The sequence below is a fragment of the Sutterella seckii genome (genome assembly GCF_009183815.1).
Taxonomy (GTDB): Bacteria; Pseudomonadota; Gammaproteobacteria; order Burkholderiales; family Burkholderiaceae_F; genus Sutterella; species Sutterella seckii.
Genome location: NZ_WEHX01000055.1, coordinates 1 through 15,340 on the forward strand (window position 1 = coordinate 1; position 15,340 = coordinate 15,340).

19 protein-coding genes are annotated in these 15,340 nt (G+C 52.7%); 8 read left to right on the top strand and 11 right to left on the bottom strand.

From position 1 onward, the window contains the following. Positions 1-200 precede the first annotated feature (200 nt). From GBM95_RS08020 to GBM95_RS08030, 3 genes are all read left to right on the top strand, one after another. On the top strand, positions 201-1,364 hold the full coding sequence (locus tag GBM95_RS08020) for an iron-containing alcohol dehydrogenase (protein ID WP_152158613.1): 1,164 nt from the start codon (positions 201-203) through the stop codon (positions 1,362-1,364). Between the two features lie 166 nt (positions 1,365-1,530). Then, positions 1,531-2,118 carry a hypothetical protein gene (locus tag GBM95_RS08025; RefSeq protein WP_152158614.1) on the top strand — a complete coding sequence of 196 codons (588 nt, stop codon included), beginning with the start codon at positions 1,531-1,533 and terminating at the stop codon, positions 2,116-2,118. 212 nt (positions 2,119-2,330) lie between these two features. Further along, positions 2,331-3,173 (top strand): alpha/beta hydrolase, encoded by an 843-nt coding sequence (locus GBM95_RS08030; protein ID WP_152158615.1) that lies wholly within the window; start codon positions 2,331-2,333, stop codon positions 3,171-3,173. Here GBM95_RS08030 and iscB read toward each other — a convergent pair whose 3' ends face one another. The 4 genes from iscB to GBM95_RS08050 form a co-directional block, all read right to left on the bottom strand. Then, the gene (iscB, locus tag GBM95_RS08035; protein ID WP_264298094.1) at positions 3,174-4,541 is read right to left on the bottom strand and encodes an RNA-guided endonuclease IscB; all 1,368 of its coding nucleotides are present in this window, start codon (positions 4,539-4,541) and stop codon (positions 3,174-3,176) included. It lies immediately after the preceding gene. 567 nt (positions 4,542-5,108) lie between these two features. Then, entirely contained in the window at positions 5,109-5,753 is a 645-nt protein-coding gene (locus GBM95_RS08040) for a GNAT family N-acetyltransferase (protein WP_152158617.1), read from the bottom strand. After that, positions 5,744-5,959 (bottom strand): hypothetical protein, encoded by a 216-nt coding sequence (locus GBM95_RS08045; protein WP_152158618.1) that lies wholly within the window; start codon positions 5,957-5,959, stop codon positions 5,744-5,746. Before GBM95_RS08045 ends, GBM95_RS08040 begins: the two co-directional genes overlap by 10 nt. Before the next feature lie 7 nt (positions 5,960-5,966). After that, the gene (locus GBM95_RS08050; protein ID WP_226963233.1) at positions 5,967-6,350 is read right to left on the bottom strand and encodes a helix-turn-helix domain-containing protein; all 384 of its coding nucleotides are present in this window, start codon (positions 6,348-6,350) and stop codon (positions 5,967-5,969) included. A gap of 508 nt (positions 6,351-6,858) precedes the next feature. On the opposite strand from GBM95_RS08050, the gene GBM95_RS08055 reads away from it, so the two are divergent. Together GBM95_RS08055 and GBM95_RS08060 are read left to right on the top strand one after the other, a co-directional pair. Further along, positions 6,859-7,125 (top strand): type II toxin -antitoxin system TacA 1-like antitoxin, encoded by a 267-nt coding sequence (locus GBM95_RS08055; RefSeq protein ID WP_193222624.1) that lies wholly within the window; start codon positions 6,859-6,861, stop codon positions 7,123-7,125. Beyond that, positions 7,125-7,616 (top strand): GNAT family N-acetyltransferase, encoded by a 492-nt coding sequence (locus tag GBM95_RS08060; protein WP_152158620.1) that lies wholly within the window; start codon positions 7,125-7,127, stop codon positions 7,614-7,616. The genes GBM95_RS08055 and GBM95_RS08060 overlap by 1 nt, the downstream gene beginning before the upstream one ends. Before the next feature lie 383 nt (positions 7,617-7,999). Here the strand turns inward: GBM95_RS08060 and GBM95_RS13035 are convergent, their stop codons facing one another. The 5 genes from GBM95_RS13035 to GBM95_RS13045 form a co-directional block, all read right to left on the bottom strand. Then, positions 8,000-8,602 (bottom strand): Abi family protein, encoded by a 603-nt coding sequence (locus GBM95_RS13035; protein ID WP_152158621.1) that lies wholly within the window; start codon positions 8,600-8,602, stop codon positions 8,000-8,002. Positions 8,603-8,663: 61 nt separating this feature from the next. Next, a complete protein-coding gene (locus GBM95_RS13040) occupies positions 8,664-9,050 on the bottom strand; it encodes an Abi family protein (RefSeq protein WP_152158622.1) in 387 nt (128 codons plus the stop codon). A 136-nt stretch (positions 9,051-9,186) separates the two neighbouring features. Further along, positions 9,187-9,615: an H-NS histone family protein gene (locus GBM95_RS08075; RefSeq protein WP_152158623.1), complete on the bottom strand. Its 429-nt coding sequence runs from the start codon at positions 9,613-9,615 to the stop codon at positions 9,187-9,189. Positions 9,616-9,820: 205 nt separating this feature from the next. Further along, the gene (locus GBM95_RS12335; RefSeq protein ID WP_193222625.1) at positions 9,821-9,964 is read right to left on the bottom strand and encodes a hypothetical protein; all 144 of its coding nucleotides are present in this window, start codon (positions 9,962-9,964) and stop codon (positions 9,821-9,823) included. Positions 9,965-10,147: 183 nt separating this feature from the next. Beyond that, positions 10,148-10,282 carry a hypothetical protein gene (locus GBM95_RS13045; protein ID WP_264298095.1) on the bottom strand — a complete coding sequence of 45 codons (135 nt, stop codon included), beginning with the start codon at positions 10,280-10,282 and terminating at the stop codon, positions 10,148-10,150. 122 nt (positions 10,283-10,404) lie between these two features. On the opposite strand from GBM95_RS13045, the gene GBM95_RS08080 reads away from it, so the two are divergent. Beyond that, a complete protein-coding gene (locus GBM95_RS08080; RefSeq protein ID WP_152158624.1) occupies positions 10,405-10,704 on the top strand; it encodes a hypothetical protein in 300 nt (99 codons plus the stop codon). 420 nt (positions 10,705-11,124) lie between these two features. On the opposite strand, the gene GBM95_RS08085 is transcribed toward GBM95_RS08080, so the two are convergent. Further along, on the bottom strand, positions 11,125-12,114 hold the full coding sequence (locus GBM95_RS08085) for a ribonucleotide-diphosphate reductase subunit beta (protein ID WP_139687231.1): 990 nt from the start codon (positions 12,112-12,114) through the stop codon (positions 11,125-11,127). Positions 12,115-12,148: 34 nt separating this feature from the next. Then, entirely contained in the window at positions 12,149-13,957 is a 1,809-nt protein-coding gene (locus tag GBM95_RS08090; RefSeq protein WP_152158625.1) for a ribonucleoside-diphosphate reductase subunit alpha, read from the bottom strand. Positions 13,958-14,305: 348 nt separating this feature from the next. On the opposite strand from GBM95_RS08090, the gene GBM95_RS08095 reads away from it, so the two are divergent. Together GBM95_RS08095 and GBM95_RS08100 are read left to right on the top strand one after the other, a co-directional pair. Further along, the gene (locus tag GBM95_RS08095) at positions 14,306-14,635 is read left to right on the top strand and encodes a thioredoxin family protein (protein WP_152158626.1); all 330 of its coding nucleotides are present in this window, start codon (positions 14,306-14,308) and stop codon (positions 14,633-14,635) included. 120 nt (positions 14,636-14,755) lie between these two features. After that, a complete protein-coding gene (locus GBM95_RS08100) occupies positions 14,756-15,127 on the top strand; it encodes a DMT family protein (protein WP_152158627.1) in 372 nt (123 codons plus the stop codon). Positions 15,128-15,340: the final 213 nt, after the last annotated feature.

Here is a 15,340-nt window from a genome sequence, read left to right on the forward strand (position 1 = left end):
GCGGCCGTCGAGGGTTGTGGTGGTTTTATCTTCGTAACTCATTTATCAATTATAACATAACCGTAGCCGCTTGTCAACTATTTTGTGCCTATGTTAATAAGGCAATTCACGGGCAGAATCGGGATATTCGGGTAATCCCTCTCTCCCTAGAATTTCCGTCAGTTCCTTCCAACAGGAATTGATTTTGGAGACCCTAAAAAATGCAGAATTTTGATCTTTATCTTCCGACCCACATTGTTTTCGGCAAGGGCCGCGTCAATGAATTAGGAAAGCTCGTTGCCGGGAAGGGCGAACGCGTTCTCATCACCTACGGCGGCGGGAGCGTCGTGAAGAGCGGACTTCTGGACGCCGTGAAGGCGCAGCTCTCGGGGCTCACTCTTTTCGAGTTCGGCGGCATCGAGCCCAACCCGAAGATCGGGACGCTCAGAAAAGCGATTGAACTCTGCCGCCGCGAAAAGATCGACTTCATCGTGGCGGTGGGCGGCGGAAGCGTCATCGACGGCACGAAGTGCATTTCGGCCGGCACCTTCTATGAAGGCGATGCCTGGGACCTCATGTACGACTCCTCGAAGATCGGCCGCACGCTTCCCTTCTATGCCGTGCTGACCCTTGCCGCAACGGGCAGCGAATACGACAATTCGGGCGTCATTTCGAACCCGGATACGGACGAGACGCTCTTCCTCGCGGCGCCCAATCTCTTCCCGGCCGCTTCCATCATGGATCCGACCTATACCTTTACGGTTCCGGCGTGGCATACCGCCGCGGGTGCGGCGGACATCATGTCCCACACGTTTGAGCAGTATTTCGTGAAGGACGGGAACGAGCTCACCGACGGCATGTGCGAGGCGATGCTGCGCACCGTAATCAAATACGCGCCCGAGGCGATACGCCGTCCCGACGACTACGAGGCGAGAGCCCAGCTCATGATGGCGAGCTCCTTCGGCTGCTGCGGCATTCTCTCGATCGGCCGTTCGGGCTCCGCCTGGCCCTGCCACGGGATTGAGCACGAGATCTCGGCCTACACGGACATCACGCACGGGGCGGGCCTCGCCATCATTACCCCGAACTGGATGCGCTGGACCCTCACGCCCGAGACCGCTCCCCGTTTTGCTCAATACGGCGTGCGCGTCTGGGGGCTTGATCCGGCGGCCGACCCCATGGAAACCGCGAACAAGGCGATTGACCTGACGGCCGACTTCTTCAAGTCGATCGGTCTTCCCGCAAAGCTCTCCGACCTCCATGTGACGGACGAACACTTCGAAGCCATGGCCGACCATGTGCTCAAGCACTGGTTCCCGCTTGAAGGCGCCTTCCGTCCGCTCGACAAGGAAGGCATTCTCGCCATCCTCCGCGCGTCGCTCTGATCTCCTGAGCTTCTTCTGACGCCAAATAAGCCCGCAGGCGGCAGTCATCTTCCTGATGGATGACTGACTGCCGGCGGGCTTTTTGTTTTGAGGAGGCGGTGTTATAGTCGTCGCCAATAACGAGAATCAATTGCATTCGATCTGCAGTTTAAAGAGGCAAAGGGCCATGCCGCTCATTCAAATTCCGCTCAACGATGTCTTCCGCTGCTTTAACGACGGGGGCCTCGTGCTTTTCGGCGCGGGCTCTGAGGGCAAATTCGACGTGATGCCCTGCGGCTGGTGCGCCCCTTGGGGGCTCGATCGGGTGCTCTTCACGGCCGGCCCCAACCACTGCACCCGGGAGCTCGCGGAAGTCTCGGATCGCTTTCTCCTCGCAACGCCCACGGCCGGAATGGCGGAGACCGTCTTCAGACTCGGCACAACGACGATGCACGAGGACCCGGAGAAGCTTTCCCATGCGGGCCTCGGGTTTCTTCCCGGCTTGAGGGTACTGCCTTTCCCTGCCGGCTGCAGCGCATGGGTGATTTTGCGGCGCGTCAAGGAGGGGCTCCCTCAGTTCCCCAATGCGCTTCTCTTTGGAGTCGCCGAAGAGGCATGGGTGGATGGGGATCTTTGGCACGAGGGAAGGCCTCTGCCGGAAGAGGATCTTCCGCTCGACAAGCGCCGTCTTCGCTATGAAGCGGGCGGCGCGTGGTATGCCTCAAAGGGCCGCGAGAGGGTGCTTCAGGGCGCTCAGGGCGGCAGGACCGGTTGATCTCAGGGATTTTTTGGAGCCTTCTGCTACCAGACTGTAAGGCTTCAAACTTTTGACTTCTTCAATATGCCTATAAGGCATATACAGATATAAAATATAAGTATTAGCTATTTTATTTAGGGTTCCTTAACCTTCTTTCTCAATACGGAAGAGCCCGGCGATTCAATCGCATTGAGGCTCGCAAACGATCTCTCTTTCGGGAAGGAATCACCATGAAGAAAGCATTGGCTGCCGGTCTTGCAGTTGGGATTGCCGCGGCAAGCTCCGTCTCTGCTGCCGCGACTGTTGACGAAAGCGCTGCGGCAAGCGATTCCGGCCTCAGGCTTGCAGCGACCTGGGACAAGACCTTCGCTCAGAGCGACAAGGTCGAGCACCGCAAGATCACCTTCAAAAACCGCTACGGCATCACGCTGGCCGCGGACCTCTATAAGCCCAAAGATGCCAAAGGCAAGCTTCCCGCGATTGCCGTGAGCGGGCCTTTCGGCGCGGTGAAGGAGCAGGCTTCGGGGCTCTACGCGCAGACCATGGCGGAGCGCGGGTTCTTCACGATTGCGTTTGACCCGTCCTACACGGGCGAAAGCGGCGGAGAGCCGAGGAATGTGGCGTCGCCCGACATCAACACGGAAGACTTCAGTGTTGCCGTGGATTACCTCTCGACCTCGCCCGAAGTCAACCCTGACCATATCGGTCTCATCGGCATCTGCGGGTTCGGCGGCATGGCCGTGAACGCTGCCTCCATGGATACGCGCATCAAGGCGACGGTTGCCTCGACCATGTACGACATGAGCCGCGTCAACGCCCGCGGCTACTTCGACGCCATGGATGCGGATGCCCGCTACGCGCTCCGCGAGAAGCTGAACGCCCAGCGCACGAAGGACTATGCGTCCGGGACCTATGCGCCGGCCCCCGGCCTTCCGGAGAAATTGAAGGGCGACGAGCCGCAGTTCGTGAAGGACTACTGGGAGTACTACAAGACGCCGAGAGGCTTCCATGCGCGCTCCATCAACTCCAACGGCGCCTGGAACATGACTTCGCCGATTTCCTTCATAGACTAATTAAGGTGCGGAAACCTTCGTCTTCAGACGAGGGAGGAGCACCGTCAGGTAAGTCTTTCGTTTTTCGAGCAGATGCAGTTTCTTAAAACTGACGCCTGCTGAGAGTTTTTGTCCGTCGAGTCGGCGAACATCAAAATAACCGCTGCTTCTTCTTCCGAAAATATAGCCCTCCTCGCCGCCAAGGCGCACTTTGTCAAACAGCCGGAAGCCTTTCACCTCGAACGGGGTCTGCTGGCGCTTGCGAATGCCGCCCCTGCCGATCGTCAGCTTGTGAATCTGACGGTTGTGCTTCCTTACCTGCTTTTGGTATAGGTATTCCGGCAGACGCTCTGCGCTCAGGTTGCCTGCAATGCAGTACGCATCGGCGCAGTGGGATTTCTCGATCCCGTGCGTGATGCGTGTGTGCTTCGTCAAATAGCCGTAGGTGTTCTCAACCGTTTTGTCTGCGTGAATCTCCTTCAGCCGGTAGAAGAACGTCCACCGCATGATTCCCATAAAGGCTTCTGCCCTCATGGACCTGCCGCGCTTCAGCTTCAGGTCGATCCGACCTGCGTGATATGCCTTGTGGCATGTCTCGCAAAGCGTCACGAGGTTGTTGGGGGCGTCGCCCCCGGTGCGCCGGCTTTCGAGATGATGCACGTTCAGGATCGGGTCTCCCGACTTTCCCCTGCAGTGCTGACACTGGTGACCATCACGCCAAAGAACGTACTCGCGCACGTTCCAGAAACCGAGCTGTTCACCCTGCTGATACTCCGTGCCCTTAATGTCCGGGTTCTTGATGGCCTGCATATCGAAGCTCGCTGTTTCCACCGTGATATTCGTTACAGGCAGGAGCCTGCAGACATTCTCGACAAGCTTCAGGTGCGAGGCTATTTTGTGCTCGACCGAAGGTGCCAGCCAGCCCTTGTTCTTGCTGTGAACACGATTGCTGAATCTTGGCGCACGATAGCGGGTCTTGCGATTGCGGCGAGCACGCCGAAGAGCCAAGCGCGCAGACAGGAGATCCGTGATGTCGTCGCGCAGTACTGCTTCACTGGCATAGAGCTCGGCCTTTTCGGTGGAAGCAGAGAGGCCGACGTGCCTGTACCCTGCGTCAACTCCAAGAGAGACGTCCTGCCTGGCTTCGCCCGTTGCCGTCGTGAGCTGAATCGTAAAGGGAGTGCGGCGCTTCACGCGTACCTTCTTTTCCCGCAGAAGCACGCGTGCCTTTGCAGGAGAGCATGGCATTAAGGGTTTGCCACGCTGGTTGATAACAAATACTCTCAAGTTTTGTCTCCATGCCCTTTCGGGCAGTAAGCATCCTTCGTCGATGTTGGAAGGGGTTTGATGCAGGGGACACCGCTCCTTTCCCTCAGAGCTTTTAATCACCTGCCGCAGAGCGCGGGACTAGGATGTACATCCCGCGGTGCCTATGAATTCCCAACCAACGTAGTTCTCCTTGCGGTTTTATCCGTTCGGATCACTGGGACTAGTCAATCAAGGCCTGCTTTCACAAGCCTTCGGCTTCAGCCGAGGGTGTATTGACGAAGAAGAATCTCTGACGAATGAGCGGAGCTTGGCCGCTTCTTCAGGAATCCAAGAATCCCCGGGTTGCGATTGAACCGCCCGTGCTTTTTATGTTCTTAAGTAATGAAAAGCGGTATAAGCGTCATTGAACGATATTCCAGCATTGTTGTAATCAGAATGCCATTTTTCTTTTGCAACAGGTATTGGAATATTTGCACGTAAAATGATAAAGGAGTATCGGCTAAAGTCGCATGAGCATCTTTCAGCAGCATAACTCCATCGCTTTGCTATTGGAGAATCTAATATGTATTATATGTATTTGTAAACGATTTGGATTTGATTGATTGATTTACTTAAATTATTTTCCATTGACTTAGTGCGATCATATTTTCGAATGTCATTCATTTTGCATGGACGTCAATGGATTAACTATAGCTGTTCATTTCCAATGGGATTGCCAAAATCCATGCGCGTATGAAGGTTTTCAGGAGTAATTTTCGCCAGTATAGACTGCAATTCTTTTCGCTCTTTGGTAGTCATGCGTTTCGATTTACCATCATCATTACCTACTTCGGGATTCCCTATTTCAAAAAAGAGTATTGGGATTTCGCCTGATTTGCACTTGCGAAAGCCGAAATGCTCGTAGAAGGATGATTCTGACTCGCTTCCAGGTTCAACGACTAACGCATAAATATTTGATATGTCGGTAATTTCTTTTGTGATTTTCAGCGCTTCAACAAGCATCGCTTTGCCTAGACCTTTATTCTTCCAATTCCGGTCCACAGCTAGTCTGACCAGCAGCAAGCAGGGCATCGGATCCAGTTTGTTTCTGCGTTCCGCTGGAGATAAGCGATCACCTGAAATGACGGCATTGCTCAGGCAGAAATAGCCGGCGATATATCCCTCCGGCGTCAGTACGACATATGTGCTTCTGCCGCTGAACTTTTCACTCAGAAAAACACGCGAACGAAGCCAGTCATTGAGAACTGGAACTTCGCAGTCAAACGCTTCTAATGCATCAGAAGAAATATCGGGACTGATTTCCTGAGGCCTCGATACGCCGGTTATTTCCATAGCTCATAACTCATCAGATGACGACGACGGGCTTTTACTTCATCGTCAGGCGGCAAAGCAATTTCATCAAGGAGAGACTGTAATTGCTGATTGCTGAGTTCAATTGTCTCGGGATCGTTCGAAAACTTTCTGAGTACAGGCTGTGGTTCCTCGGTATTACTCTGTGTTTTGGAGCTTCGCCGCTTTTCCGAGAGGAAGTCAGTCAATTCGGTTTCATCCTCCGGCAGGCGGGGACTGTCTCTCTGGAGCGGCTTCGAGCGTGAAGTGCTTCTGGTGCTCATCCATCAGCGTGAATACGCCTTCGCCGAGCTTGTCGAGCATGCAGAGCGCAATGCAGTAGTTGGGCTGGATCGTTTCTGCTTCGGCCTCCCAGCGGAATACCGTCTTGGGCGACACCTTGAGAAGTGCGGCAAGGGCTTCCTGAGTAAGGTTGAGCCGTTCGCGCAAGGACGCTACATCCGGACCGCAGTACTGCGGCCAGCTGATTTCGCCGTTGAGATAGTCTCGAAACATTGACTGGAACCGGGTGATCTGCCCTGCCGCAAGCCTGCGGCGGCACTCTTCGGTCGTTAACGATTTAAGGGCGGACAATCGCATTTCTCATCTCCTCCTCTAGCCCCTGTGAAAGGCATCGAGGCGTTAATGATGGCCGATTTGTCCGGGGTGCGCGTAATTATTACAGTTGTATGGACTAAATGTCCATTTTAAAAATTTGAATGCGTAATTTTTACGCGACAGGCGGTAAAGGTGCAGCCTTTTCTGCTGAGGAAATACAGTCCCATGCTCTTGAAAAGAAATGCGGATCTGAAGCAGATGATCTTTTGATGCATGTCGTGCGCACCCGTATTTCTGGCTGGATCCGTACTCCAGGCGAGCAGCATCTACGGGATCTCAAGCTGTGTTCAATGAGATTCGAGGTTTTCAGGAGGAGACGGAGTAATGGTGAAAAGATTGCAGAACTCTGAGAGGATTACCTTATCGCCGGGAAGATCCTTCAATGATGAGACCTTCGTGCGCTCCCGCGGAATATGAACATCAGGCTTTAGCGACTGTCATTTGCTGATAGACTAAATGTTGTAAAGCAATTTTCATTACGGGGATCATTGTGCCGACTTTGAACCTGCGACTTAGCGACTTCGACAACTCAGTTCTTAACTCTTTAGCCGAGTCAACCGGACGAACCAAGACATCGCTGGTTGTGGAAGCGATTCGAAACCTGAACCTCGAGCTTCGGGAGGAAAGCGGCGCAACCCGATTGTCTGCCGAGGATTTTGATGCCTTCATGGATAAAGTCATCAATCCCGAAGCTGATCCTGCGGTCAGTGCTGCGCGGAAACGCCTTCTTGAATTCAAGCCTGTCTGGGAGGATTGATGGCCAGCTTTCTGCCGCCCCGGCCGCTGCAGCAGGCAGATGAGGCCAGATTGCCCGGATTTGACTGCGGTTCCGAACCTCTCAATCGGTGGCTTGCTCACAACGATAAGACGGGAGGCAGCCGCACATATGTTGTATCCACTGAGTCGGGCGAACTCGCAGGGTATTTCTGCCTTGCCGCTCATTCGGTCGAGCATGGCGATTTAAAAGCCAAATACCGAAGGAATATGCCGAACCCGGTCCCGACGATTCTGCTCGGCCGGCTCGCTGTAGATAAAAAATACGCAGGCCGCGGTCTTGGAAAATCAATGCTTTTAGCTGCCATCAGAGCCTCTATTGAAATTGCAAAGTCCATCGGTGTTGCGGCTGTAGTTGTTCATCCTATTTCCGAAGAAGCTGAGCACTTTTATCTGAAAAATGGCTTTGCATATGCGCGCGAAGGCAACCCAATGCTCCTCTTTGCACTGGGTCCCTTCGTTTCGTCGAAATAGTGCTAGCGCCTCTCTCGATCTGAAGGCCATCCGCCGGGTGACAGTCTTGACTTGCAAAGTTCGGCACAGCAGCGTTACTTCAGTAAGCATGGGACGTTAGTGCGGCCTGATGCACGGAACCTGCGAATGGCTGCCTGCAGTCCGTTCATTTAGATATCCCGGGAGGACGCTGCAGATCCGAAGAGCAAGATCTGCATGGCGAAAAGATGTATTAAACGCACAACAATACGTATATTATTGTTTTATATAAATATTTACATAAAATTGTAAACGAATTATTGACAGTTAGCTTAAACTTTGCTCTAATAACAAAAGCATGACCCCCGGTTTGGTGACATTAGTTGCCTACAGCCGGGGGCTTTCTTTTTTGGAAAAACGAATTATTAGAAACCACCCCAATCTTTCGGAAAGCCCGCTGCCTGGATAGTTAAGCTTGCTTGATTCTCGTATGGGGCCACTTGGATATGAGATAAATCAGGGAAGTCTTTAATCAATTTATTTAATCTACTTTTCCATTGAGACCTCGGACAAATTATTCCAAGTAAGTAAGAAATCACGCAAATCAATGCAAAGCATCGATTTTGATTAATTCCTGCATGCTTCAAGTCCAAACTGGTTCCTTTGAAACTAGGATTACAAATCATATTTAAGTTCCAAAGACGGCCATGATGCGCACAGATGTTTCTTAAGTAATTAAGAGAAAGAAGCCACGATTCAAATGTAGACGGCCTGCTGACGTTAAATTCTCTCGATATTTCCTTTTTAAATTGCGATTTCAGGCCTTTATAGAGCCACTTAACTGTTCCAAAATCCCACGCCTGACAAGCGATCCAGATAGGTAAGTCAGTTCCATAATGGGCCACATTGACAACAATACATTCAGATTTCGATTTTGTAATTAATCGATATAAATTTTGCGAAAAATCTGGAAACGAAAAGGAAGCATTCCCAGAATCATAAAATGCAGGATCTATTAAGGCAATCATCCATTAGTTACGTATGGATCAATGAAAATTCAAGTTAATCAATGATGTTATCTGAGTTGCATCAACTAAATGATGGCTTCGTTAATAAATAACCTAAAGGGTCGTACTTGCCTAAAAGATAAGCGAATTTAGCCCGTAAAGCAACCTCTATACGCTCCAATGCGTCCATTAAGAGAAGCCTCAAGGATTTATCAAAGACGTACAGCGCTGCTATATCACCAAAGCTAGTTCCCAATTTGAATTGATCTCTAACTTCTATTTTGTTGGTTTGCGTTTTAACAGTTGTTCTAAAGGGATAAAGGTAACCACTGAGTCTATAGTAGCCGATTCTTTCGAGGTGCTCTATTGCCAAAGCGTGGTCTGTAATTATCAATCCACGGCTCTGCAAAAGAGTAATCTGATCAGCGTAGGACAGCCAAGGCTTAGAGTAGGGTACTGCTGAATTCATATTCTTTTAGATAGTCGATTCCCGCTAAATGATTGACAAATATTATACAAACATCGATAACGTATATATTCCGCGCGTGGCAGCAGAAAAATAAGCCCTTGATGGGGTCAAGGGCTGAAATGCCATCGAATTATGATTACTGCTGCTCGATTAACATATCCTGGGGCGAGAATCCGGCATCAATTGCCTTCTGAAACCATTCCGGCTTCCTGGCGCCTCGGCCGGACCAGGTTTCCTCACCGTCCGGGTTTTTGTACTTGGGCTTCACAGGAGCGGCGGAGCGAACACGTTTGGGCTGAGCGGCTGCGGCTTCGTAGGCTATGCCAAGTTCCTTGGCTGTGAACTTGAACATTTCAGCGTACTTGCGGCACTGCGCGAGAACGTCGGCGCGGAGAGCTGCCCGCTCGGCATCGAGCGCCTTCTGCTTTTCTTCGACTTCGCTGAGTCTGCCGGCGACGGAATTGAAATCAAAAGCATTGGTATCCATATCTATGATCCCTGGATTGCGTGAAAAGAATCCCGCTTCAGGTTCCCCAACTGAAATCTTCATTTCGATGCGGCACATCCAGGCTGCAGATGAAGGGGGATGAATAGCTGAGATTCCAAAATAGATGCTCAATTATGCCACGCTGATTTAAAGTTTATTTGATTCATTGGAAGTGCAGATATTTCTGATGCTGCATCTGCTCTATTCCACAGCATGGGAAGCAATGTCGATGTGAAAATTCGGACTTGATATTCCAGGCATAGTACTCTGCGAACATTCAGCCTCATTCTTCAATTTCCTTTTCAGAAACCGGCATTTCAATATCATCCTCCGTCAAGGCTAATATCTGGCGACCGTATTGAGCCACCACTCCCAATGCCGGATGAGATCCGATCGTTCCTTTTTCGAAATGACGCCAGCTACTCATACGGAATTGACGGTATGGATGAATTCATCGTAATGTCGGGAAAGCAAAAGAAGCGCTCTGAGAAAGCTCTGCGCTTCCTCAGCGGGCACGGTCATCGGAGATGATCTTAAGATGCCTCCTTGCTTTGTCAGGAAATGGCGTCTGCGAATTCCCAGAGCGGAAAAAATCAAGGGATTCCATACATTAAATAGCGGGTCGCTGAAAGGCTACCGAAACATTCAGTTCCAGATGGAAGCTGCCATGGGAAGAGCCGTAACGGATGATGAAGATTCCAGCCGCTTTGATGGCACTTCCTGCATAGAAAGTGAAGTCGGACATTGAGTGTTCTTTCCGAATCGCTCAACCATTTCGTTTGAGCCGGAGAATCAAATTACCCTGCGGGGACGCTGTTCCCCCATCCGGGTGCATGTAGTCTCCAGCACTGGTTACGGAGGCTTGCCATGCATGCAATCAAATCTTCAACGGCCGCAGTCACGCTCGACGACATGAAGCGTCTCATGGAGAGCGTCATCGACTTGAGGACTGCCATCGGCCGAGACATTATCCACGGCCGCATGAACGGCGACGATACGGACGTCATCGTCGAGAACATTCTCGGAGATGTAGCCGTACTGCTTGTCAGCAACTGGGCGCACAACTTCTTCCCTGAAGCATTTATTCAGAGAAGTCTCGGTGAGCCTCAGTTTGCTGATGACGACGATTCTGCCATGCAGGAAGCCTACTTAAATGAAGGATTCTGATCGTCGTTCAAACTGCTGCTTTCGGTTTCATTCCTTTGTCGAAGAAACTTGAATTAAAAAAAGGCGCACACCTAATTTCCGTTTGGGAAGAGGGTGGGCGCCTTTTTTTATTACTGCACCTTATTTTTTACTCACAGCGTCTCTGCTTCAGCTTCGATGCGAAACCTAGTGTTGGAATGCTCGATGCTGTAACAACTCAGTTGTTATTGATGCCCGGCTTCACGCGTACGGATTGGGTGTGATTTGCGTCTACGCAACGTTCATCGAAACGTGAAATGAACTCGAAGTGATCAATAAATTTGAACAAGTCCTGGTGGCCAGAGTGGTGACCAAAGAGGTTTTTTGGCGGATTAAGGCTGTTTACAGAGCGAATATTAAGACTGCAAAAGGTAATTTTCTGCAGTCTTAATTTCATAATAATCAATCAGATGCCTTACCCCAAACATCACCCCAGTCACCCGTTAGAGCGCCCTTGGCATAGTCAACAACACGGTTTTCAAAAAAGTTGGTGTGAGATACGCCCAGCATGGCGTCCACCCAGGGGAGCGGATTCTTCTCAGAATGGAAGATCCCCTTCATGCCGAGCCCCATGAGACGGCGGTCGGCGATGTAGCGGATGTAGCTGCGGACATCCTCGCGCGTGAGGCGCTTCATTTCGGAGACGCCGAATGCGAGGTCGATGAATTTATCTTCGAGATCAACCATCGTTTCCGCGATGCTGTAGATCTTGGCCTTGAGCCTGTCGGTCCAGAGCTCAGGATTTTCCTTGATGTATTCGCGGAAGATCTTCGTCATGGATTCAGTATGCAGCGTCTCGTCCGCGATCGACCAGGCGATGATCTGCCCCATGCCCTTCATGGTGCCGTTTCTCGTGAAGTTGAGAAGCATCACGAAGCTCGAGAAGAGCTGCATGCCTTCGGTAAAAGCCGAAAAGGCGGCAATCTGGGCGGCCAGGTCCTGGTCGTCCTTCTCGACCTCATTGAAGAAGTCGTGCTTGTCGGCCATGGCTTCATACTGCAGGAACTCGTTGTAGATCGATTCCGGGAGACCCAGCGTTTCAATGAGATGCGAATAGGCGGCGATGTGCACGGCTTCGCGGGCCGCAAAGCTCGAGAGCATCATGCGGACTTCAGGCTGGCGGAATTTCGGCAGATACGTGTTGACGTAGGCGCCCGAAACGTCGATGTCGCCCTGCGTGAAGAAGCGCAGGATCTTCGTGAGAAAGTCCTTTTCGCTTTCAGTGAGCTTCTGTTGATAGTCCTTCACGTCCTCAATCATCGGGACTTCCGTCCAGAGCCAGTGCATCTGCTCGGACTGCATGAAGGCTTCATAGGCCCACGGGTACTGGAAGGGTTTGTAGTAGTTGCGGCCTTCGAGAAGGCCGCCGGCGCTTTTCTGTTCTTCGGTCATTTGAATTCGGCTTCCACAAATGTTTGGCGGCTTCTCAGCCTTCGCAGGCGAGGCATTCGGAATTGTTGGCAACGGCGCGCATGTCGACTTCGTCCTCAATGCGGCGGCGTTCGGCCTTGACGCCGACGCGGTCGGCCTTGCGGAGCTTGTCCGAGCGGTTGTAGTAGAGCGACTTCAGGCCCTTCTTCCAGGCGAGAAAGTGGCAGGCGTGGAGATAGGCAATCGAAACGTCTGGCGGGAAGAATAGATTCACGCTCTGACCCTGATCGATGAACTGCTGGCGGTCGGCCGCGAGGTCGATGATCCAGCGCTGATCGATTTCAATGGCGGTCTTGAAGACGTCCCGCACTTCCTGAGGAATGTCCTCCCTGTGCTGAATGGAGCCGTCGTGCGCAATGATGTCCGCCCAGACGTCGTCGTTGTCGAGACCGAGTTCCGCGAGCTTCTGCTTCAGAAACCGGTTCTTCATGATGTAGGCGCCTGAGATCGTGTCCTGACGATAGATGTTCGCGCGGTAGGGTTCGATCGAAGGCGACGTTCCGCCCATGATGAGGGAGGACGAGGCATTGGGCGCCACCGACATCCAGTGCGAGAAGCGGCGCTCGACGCCTGAATCCGCCGCATCCGGACAGGCGTCGCGGGACTTGCAGAGAATTTCGTCCGCTTTTTTGCAGCCTTCGCGGATAAGGCGGAAGATCCGCATGTTGATTGACTTGGCGAGCGCGGATTCAAAGGGGATCCCGTGCTTCTGGAGATAGGCGTGAAAGCCCATTGCTCCCAGACCCACGGAGCGCTCGCGCATGGCTGAATACTTCGCGCGCGCGATCTGATCGGGCGCGTGATCGATGAAGTACTGAAGAACGTTGTCGAGGAACTCCATCGCATCCGTGATGAACTGCGGGTCGTCCTTCCACTCGTCGAAGTATTCGAGATTGAGGGATGAGAGGCAGCAGACGGCGGTGCGGTCGCGCGAGGTCGGAAGGAAGATTTCCGTGCAGAGGTTGGAGCCGTGAATGCGGAGCCCCTTGTCCTTCAGCCACGAGGGGAGCGCGCGGTTGGCGGTGTCCGTAAAGACGAGATAGGGCTCGCCAGTATGCATGCGCATTTCCAGAATGCGCTGCCAGATTTCGCGCGCGGAAACGCGGTCGACGACCTCGCCCGTAGTCGGGTGCCGAAGCTCCCACGTGTCGTCCGCATTCGCGTCGCGCATCGAGGCCTCAATCTTCTCCATGAAGGCGTCGGGAATATTGACGCCGTGATGGAGGTTCAGGGCCTTCATGTTCTGGTCGCCCGTGGGCTTGCGCATCTCGATGAACTGAATGATGTCGGGGTGGCTCACGTCGAGGAAGGCCGCATAGGAGCCGCGGCGCGTGGAGCCCTGGCGGTAGGCAAGGCACGCCGCGTCGTAGACCTTGAGGTGCGGGAGAACGCCCACCGACTTTTCATCGGCGCTTCTGATGCGCACGTGGATGCCTACGCCGCCGCCGAGCATCGAGAGCCAGTTCACTTCGGAGAGCGTGTCGACGAGCCCTTCGGCGCTGTCTTCCATGTAGGTGAGGAAGCACGAGATCGGGAGCCCGCGCTTTCCGCGGCCGAAGGAGAGAATCGGCGTAGAGAAGGAGAGCCAGTGGCGGCTCGCATAGTCGTAAATCCTCTGCGCGTGCTCAGGATTGCTCGCGAAATGTTCCGCCACGAAGGCAAAGCGCTCCTGAGGACTCTTTTCATCAGGGCGCATGTAGCTTTCGCGCAGGCGCATCAGTCCGAGTTCATCAAAGAGCGCGTCCCGGCTCGTATCAATCTTTACTGACATCTTGTTTTTATTCGAAAAAGCGCGCGAACCCATGGCTGGGAATCGCACTGGAAGAAACGCAAACCACAATATCTAGCGCAAATGAATCGCGGCATCTACCAGTAGTTGCGGTCATTCCGATTGAATTCTGAAGTCCACGGATAATACCGAACCCGGTGCCGTGCGCGGATCACCCGAAAGCCTGATTCCCCCAAAAAACCGTCAGTTCGAGGATGTAATGAAATGTGTCGTCAGCTGGCGGCATGGGCAGATCGATACAGATCTCGCCCGAAAGGCAGAAGAGATTTTCCGTGCGTTCGGGTAGAGTTGAGGAACATTTGATTGGCCTCCGCGATGCCGCCTCAATACGATCGGCACGCGAAGCCGGCCCAAGGAGAAAAAATGTCTGATTTCGTCACAGTCAACCTTGATACCATCCCCGATCTTCTCAAGTCCGAAAAGCCCGTTCTGCTCACGATCGGCGCCCCCTGGTGCATCGATTGCCGCCGCGCGCAGCCCTTCCTCATGGCGCTTGCGAAGCAGTATTCCGACCGCATGGTTTTCGCGGGCGCCAATGTGGATGAATGCCCGGGCATTCGCGAAACCTACGACGTGAAGCACATTCCGACGATGATCATCTTCAAGGGCGGCAAGCCCCAGGAAAACCGCCTCGTCGAAGTGAAGACCCCGGGCGAGCTCAAGGCCTTTATTGAGGAAGGTCTGAAGGATTAATAGAATCCGGCTTCCTCGCGGGAAGAATGATCCGCAGAAAAGTTTTATGCTTCCCAGTTCCAAGGCGTCCCCTCGCAAAGAGGCGGGCGCCTTTCTCATGATTGTTTTCCTGTCGCCGCCATGCTGTCCAAAGGCCTCACCACCATCGGTCTTCTCATCGTCTCGAACGTCTTCATGACGCTTGCCTGGTACCTCCACCTCAAGCTCCAGAACATGAAGCTCATCACGCTCTGGCCCGTCTGGGCGGTCGTCCTTTTCTCGTGGAGCATTGCGCTCTTTGAATATTCCTTCCAGGTGCCGGCCAACCGCCTCGGCTTTGAAGGCAACGGCGGTCCGTTCTCGCTTCTTGAACTCAAGGTCATCCAGGAAGTGATCACGCTCACGATCTTCATCCTCTTCTCGATGGCCGCTTTCGGCACGAAGCTCGCCTGGAACCATATTGCGGCCTTCATCTGCCTTGTTCTGGCGGTGTGGTTTGCCTTTCAGAAATGATGCATCTATTTTTCTGTCCTGCGGCGTGGTAGGGAGGACGTTTGAAACTCTTTGAAATTTCTCTGAAAAAGTAAAATTATCAGTTCCTTTGCTTCCTTGCGACACGTATAGACGCGGTGAATGTCAAGTGAGCTTTCGCCGATTTTGTTCTTAAAAAGTAGGTTGTAGTCTGAGCTCAGTGAGGGCTTTGCCCTCTCCGCCTTCGGCGGATTC

Coding starts and splice junctions, on each gene's coding strand:
- GBM95_RS08020 (WP_152158613.1), top strand. CDS start 201: ATGCAGAATTTTGATCTTTATCTTCCGACCCACATTGTTTTCGGCAAG.
- GBM95_RS08025 (WP_152158614.1), top strand. CDS start 1,531: ATGCCGCTCATTCAAATTCCGCTCAACGATGTCTTCCGCTGCTTTAAC.
- GBM95_RS08030 (WP_152158615.1), top strand. CDS start 2,331: ATGAAGAAAGCATTGGCTGCCGGTCTTGCAGTTGGGATTGCCGCGGCA.
- GBM95_RS08040 (WP_152158617.1), bottom strand. CDS start 5,753: ATGGAAATAACCGGCGTATCGAGGCCTCAGGAAATCAGTCCCGATATT.
- GBM95_RS08050 (WP_226963233.1), bottom strand. CDS start 6,350: ATGCGATTGTCCGCCCTTAAATCGTTAACGACCGAAGAGTGCCGCCGC.
- GBM95_RS08060 (WP_152158620.1), top strand. CDS start 7,125: ATGGCCAGCTTTCTGCCGCCCCGGCCGCTGCAGCAGGCAGATGAGGCC.
- GBM95_RS13035 (WP_152158621.1), bottom strand. CDS start 8,602: ATGATTGCCTTAATAGATCCTGCATTTTATGATTCTGGGAATGCTTCC.
- GBM95_RS13040 (WP_152158622.1), bottom strand. CDS start 9,050: ATGAATTCAGCAGTACCCTACTCTAAGCCTTGGCTGTCCTACGCTGAT.
- GBM95_RS08075 (WP_152158623.1), bottom strand. CDS start 9,615: ATGTGCCGCATCGAAATGAAGATTTCAGTTGGGGAACCTGAAGCGGGA.
- GBM95_RS12335 (WP_193222625.1), bottom strand. CDS start 9,964: ATGAGTAGCTGGCGTCATTTCGAAAAAGGAACGATCGGATCTCATCCG.
- GBM95_RS13045 (WP_264298095.1), bottom strand. CDS start 10,282: ATGTCCGACTTCACTTTCTATGCAGGAAGTGCCATCAAAGCGGCTGGA.
- GBM95_RS08080 (WP_152158624.1), top strand. CDS start 10,405: ATGCATGCAATCAAATCTTCAACGGCCGCAGTCACGCTCGACGACATG.
- GBM95_RS08085 (WP_139687231.1), bottom strand. CDS start 12,114: ATGACCGAAGAACAGAAAAGCGCCGGCGGCCTTCTCGAAGGCCGCAAC.
- GBM95_RS08090 (WP_152158625.1), bottom strand. CDS start 13,957: ATGGGTTCGCGCGCTTTTTCGAATAAAAACAAGATGTCAGTAAAGATT.
- GBM95_RS08095 (WP_152158626.1), top strand. CDS start 14,306: ATGTCTGATTTCGTCACAGTCAACCTTGATACCATCCCCGATCTTCTC.
- GBM95_RS08100 (WP_152158627.1), top strand. CDS start 14,756: ATGCTGTCCAAAGGCCTCACCACCATCGGTCTTCTCATCGTCTCGAAC.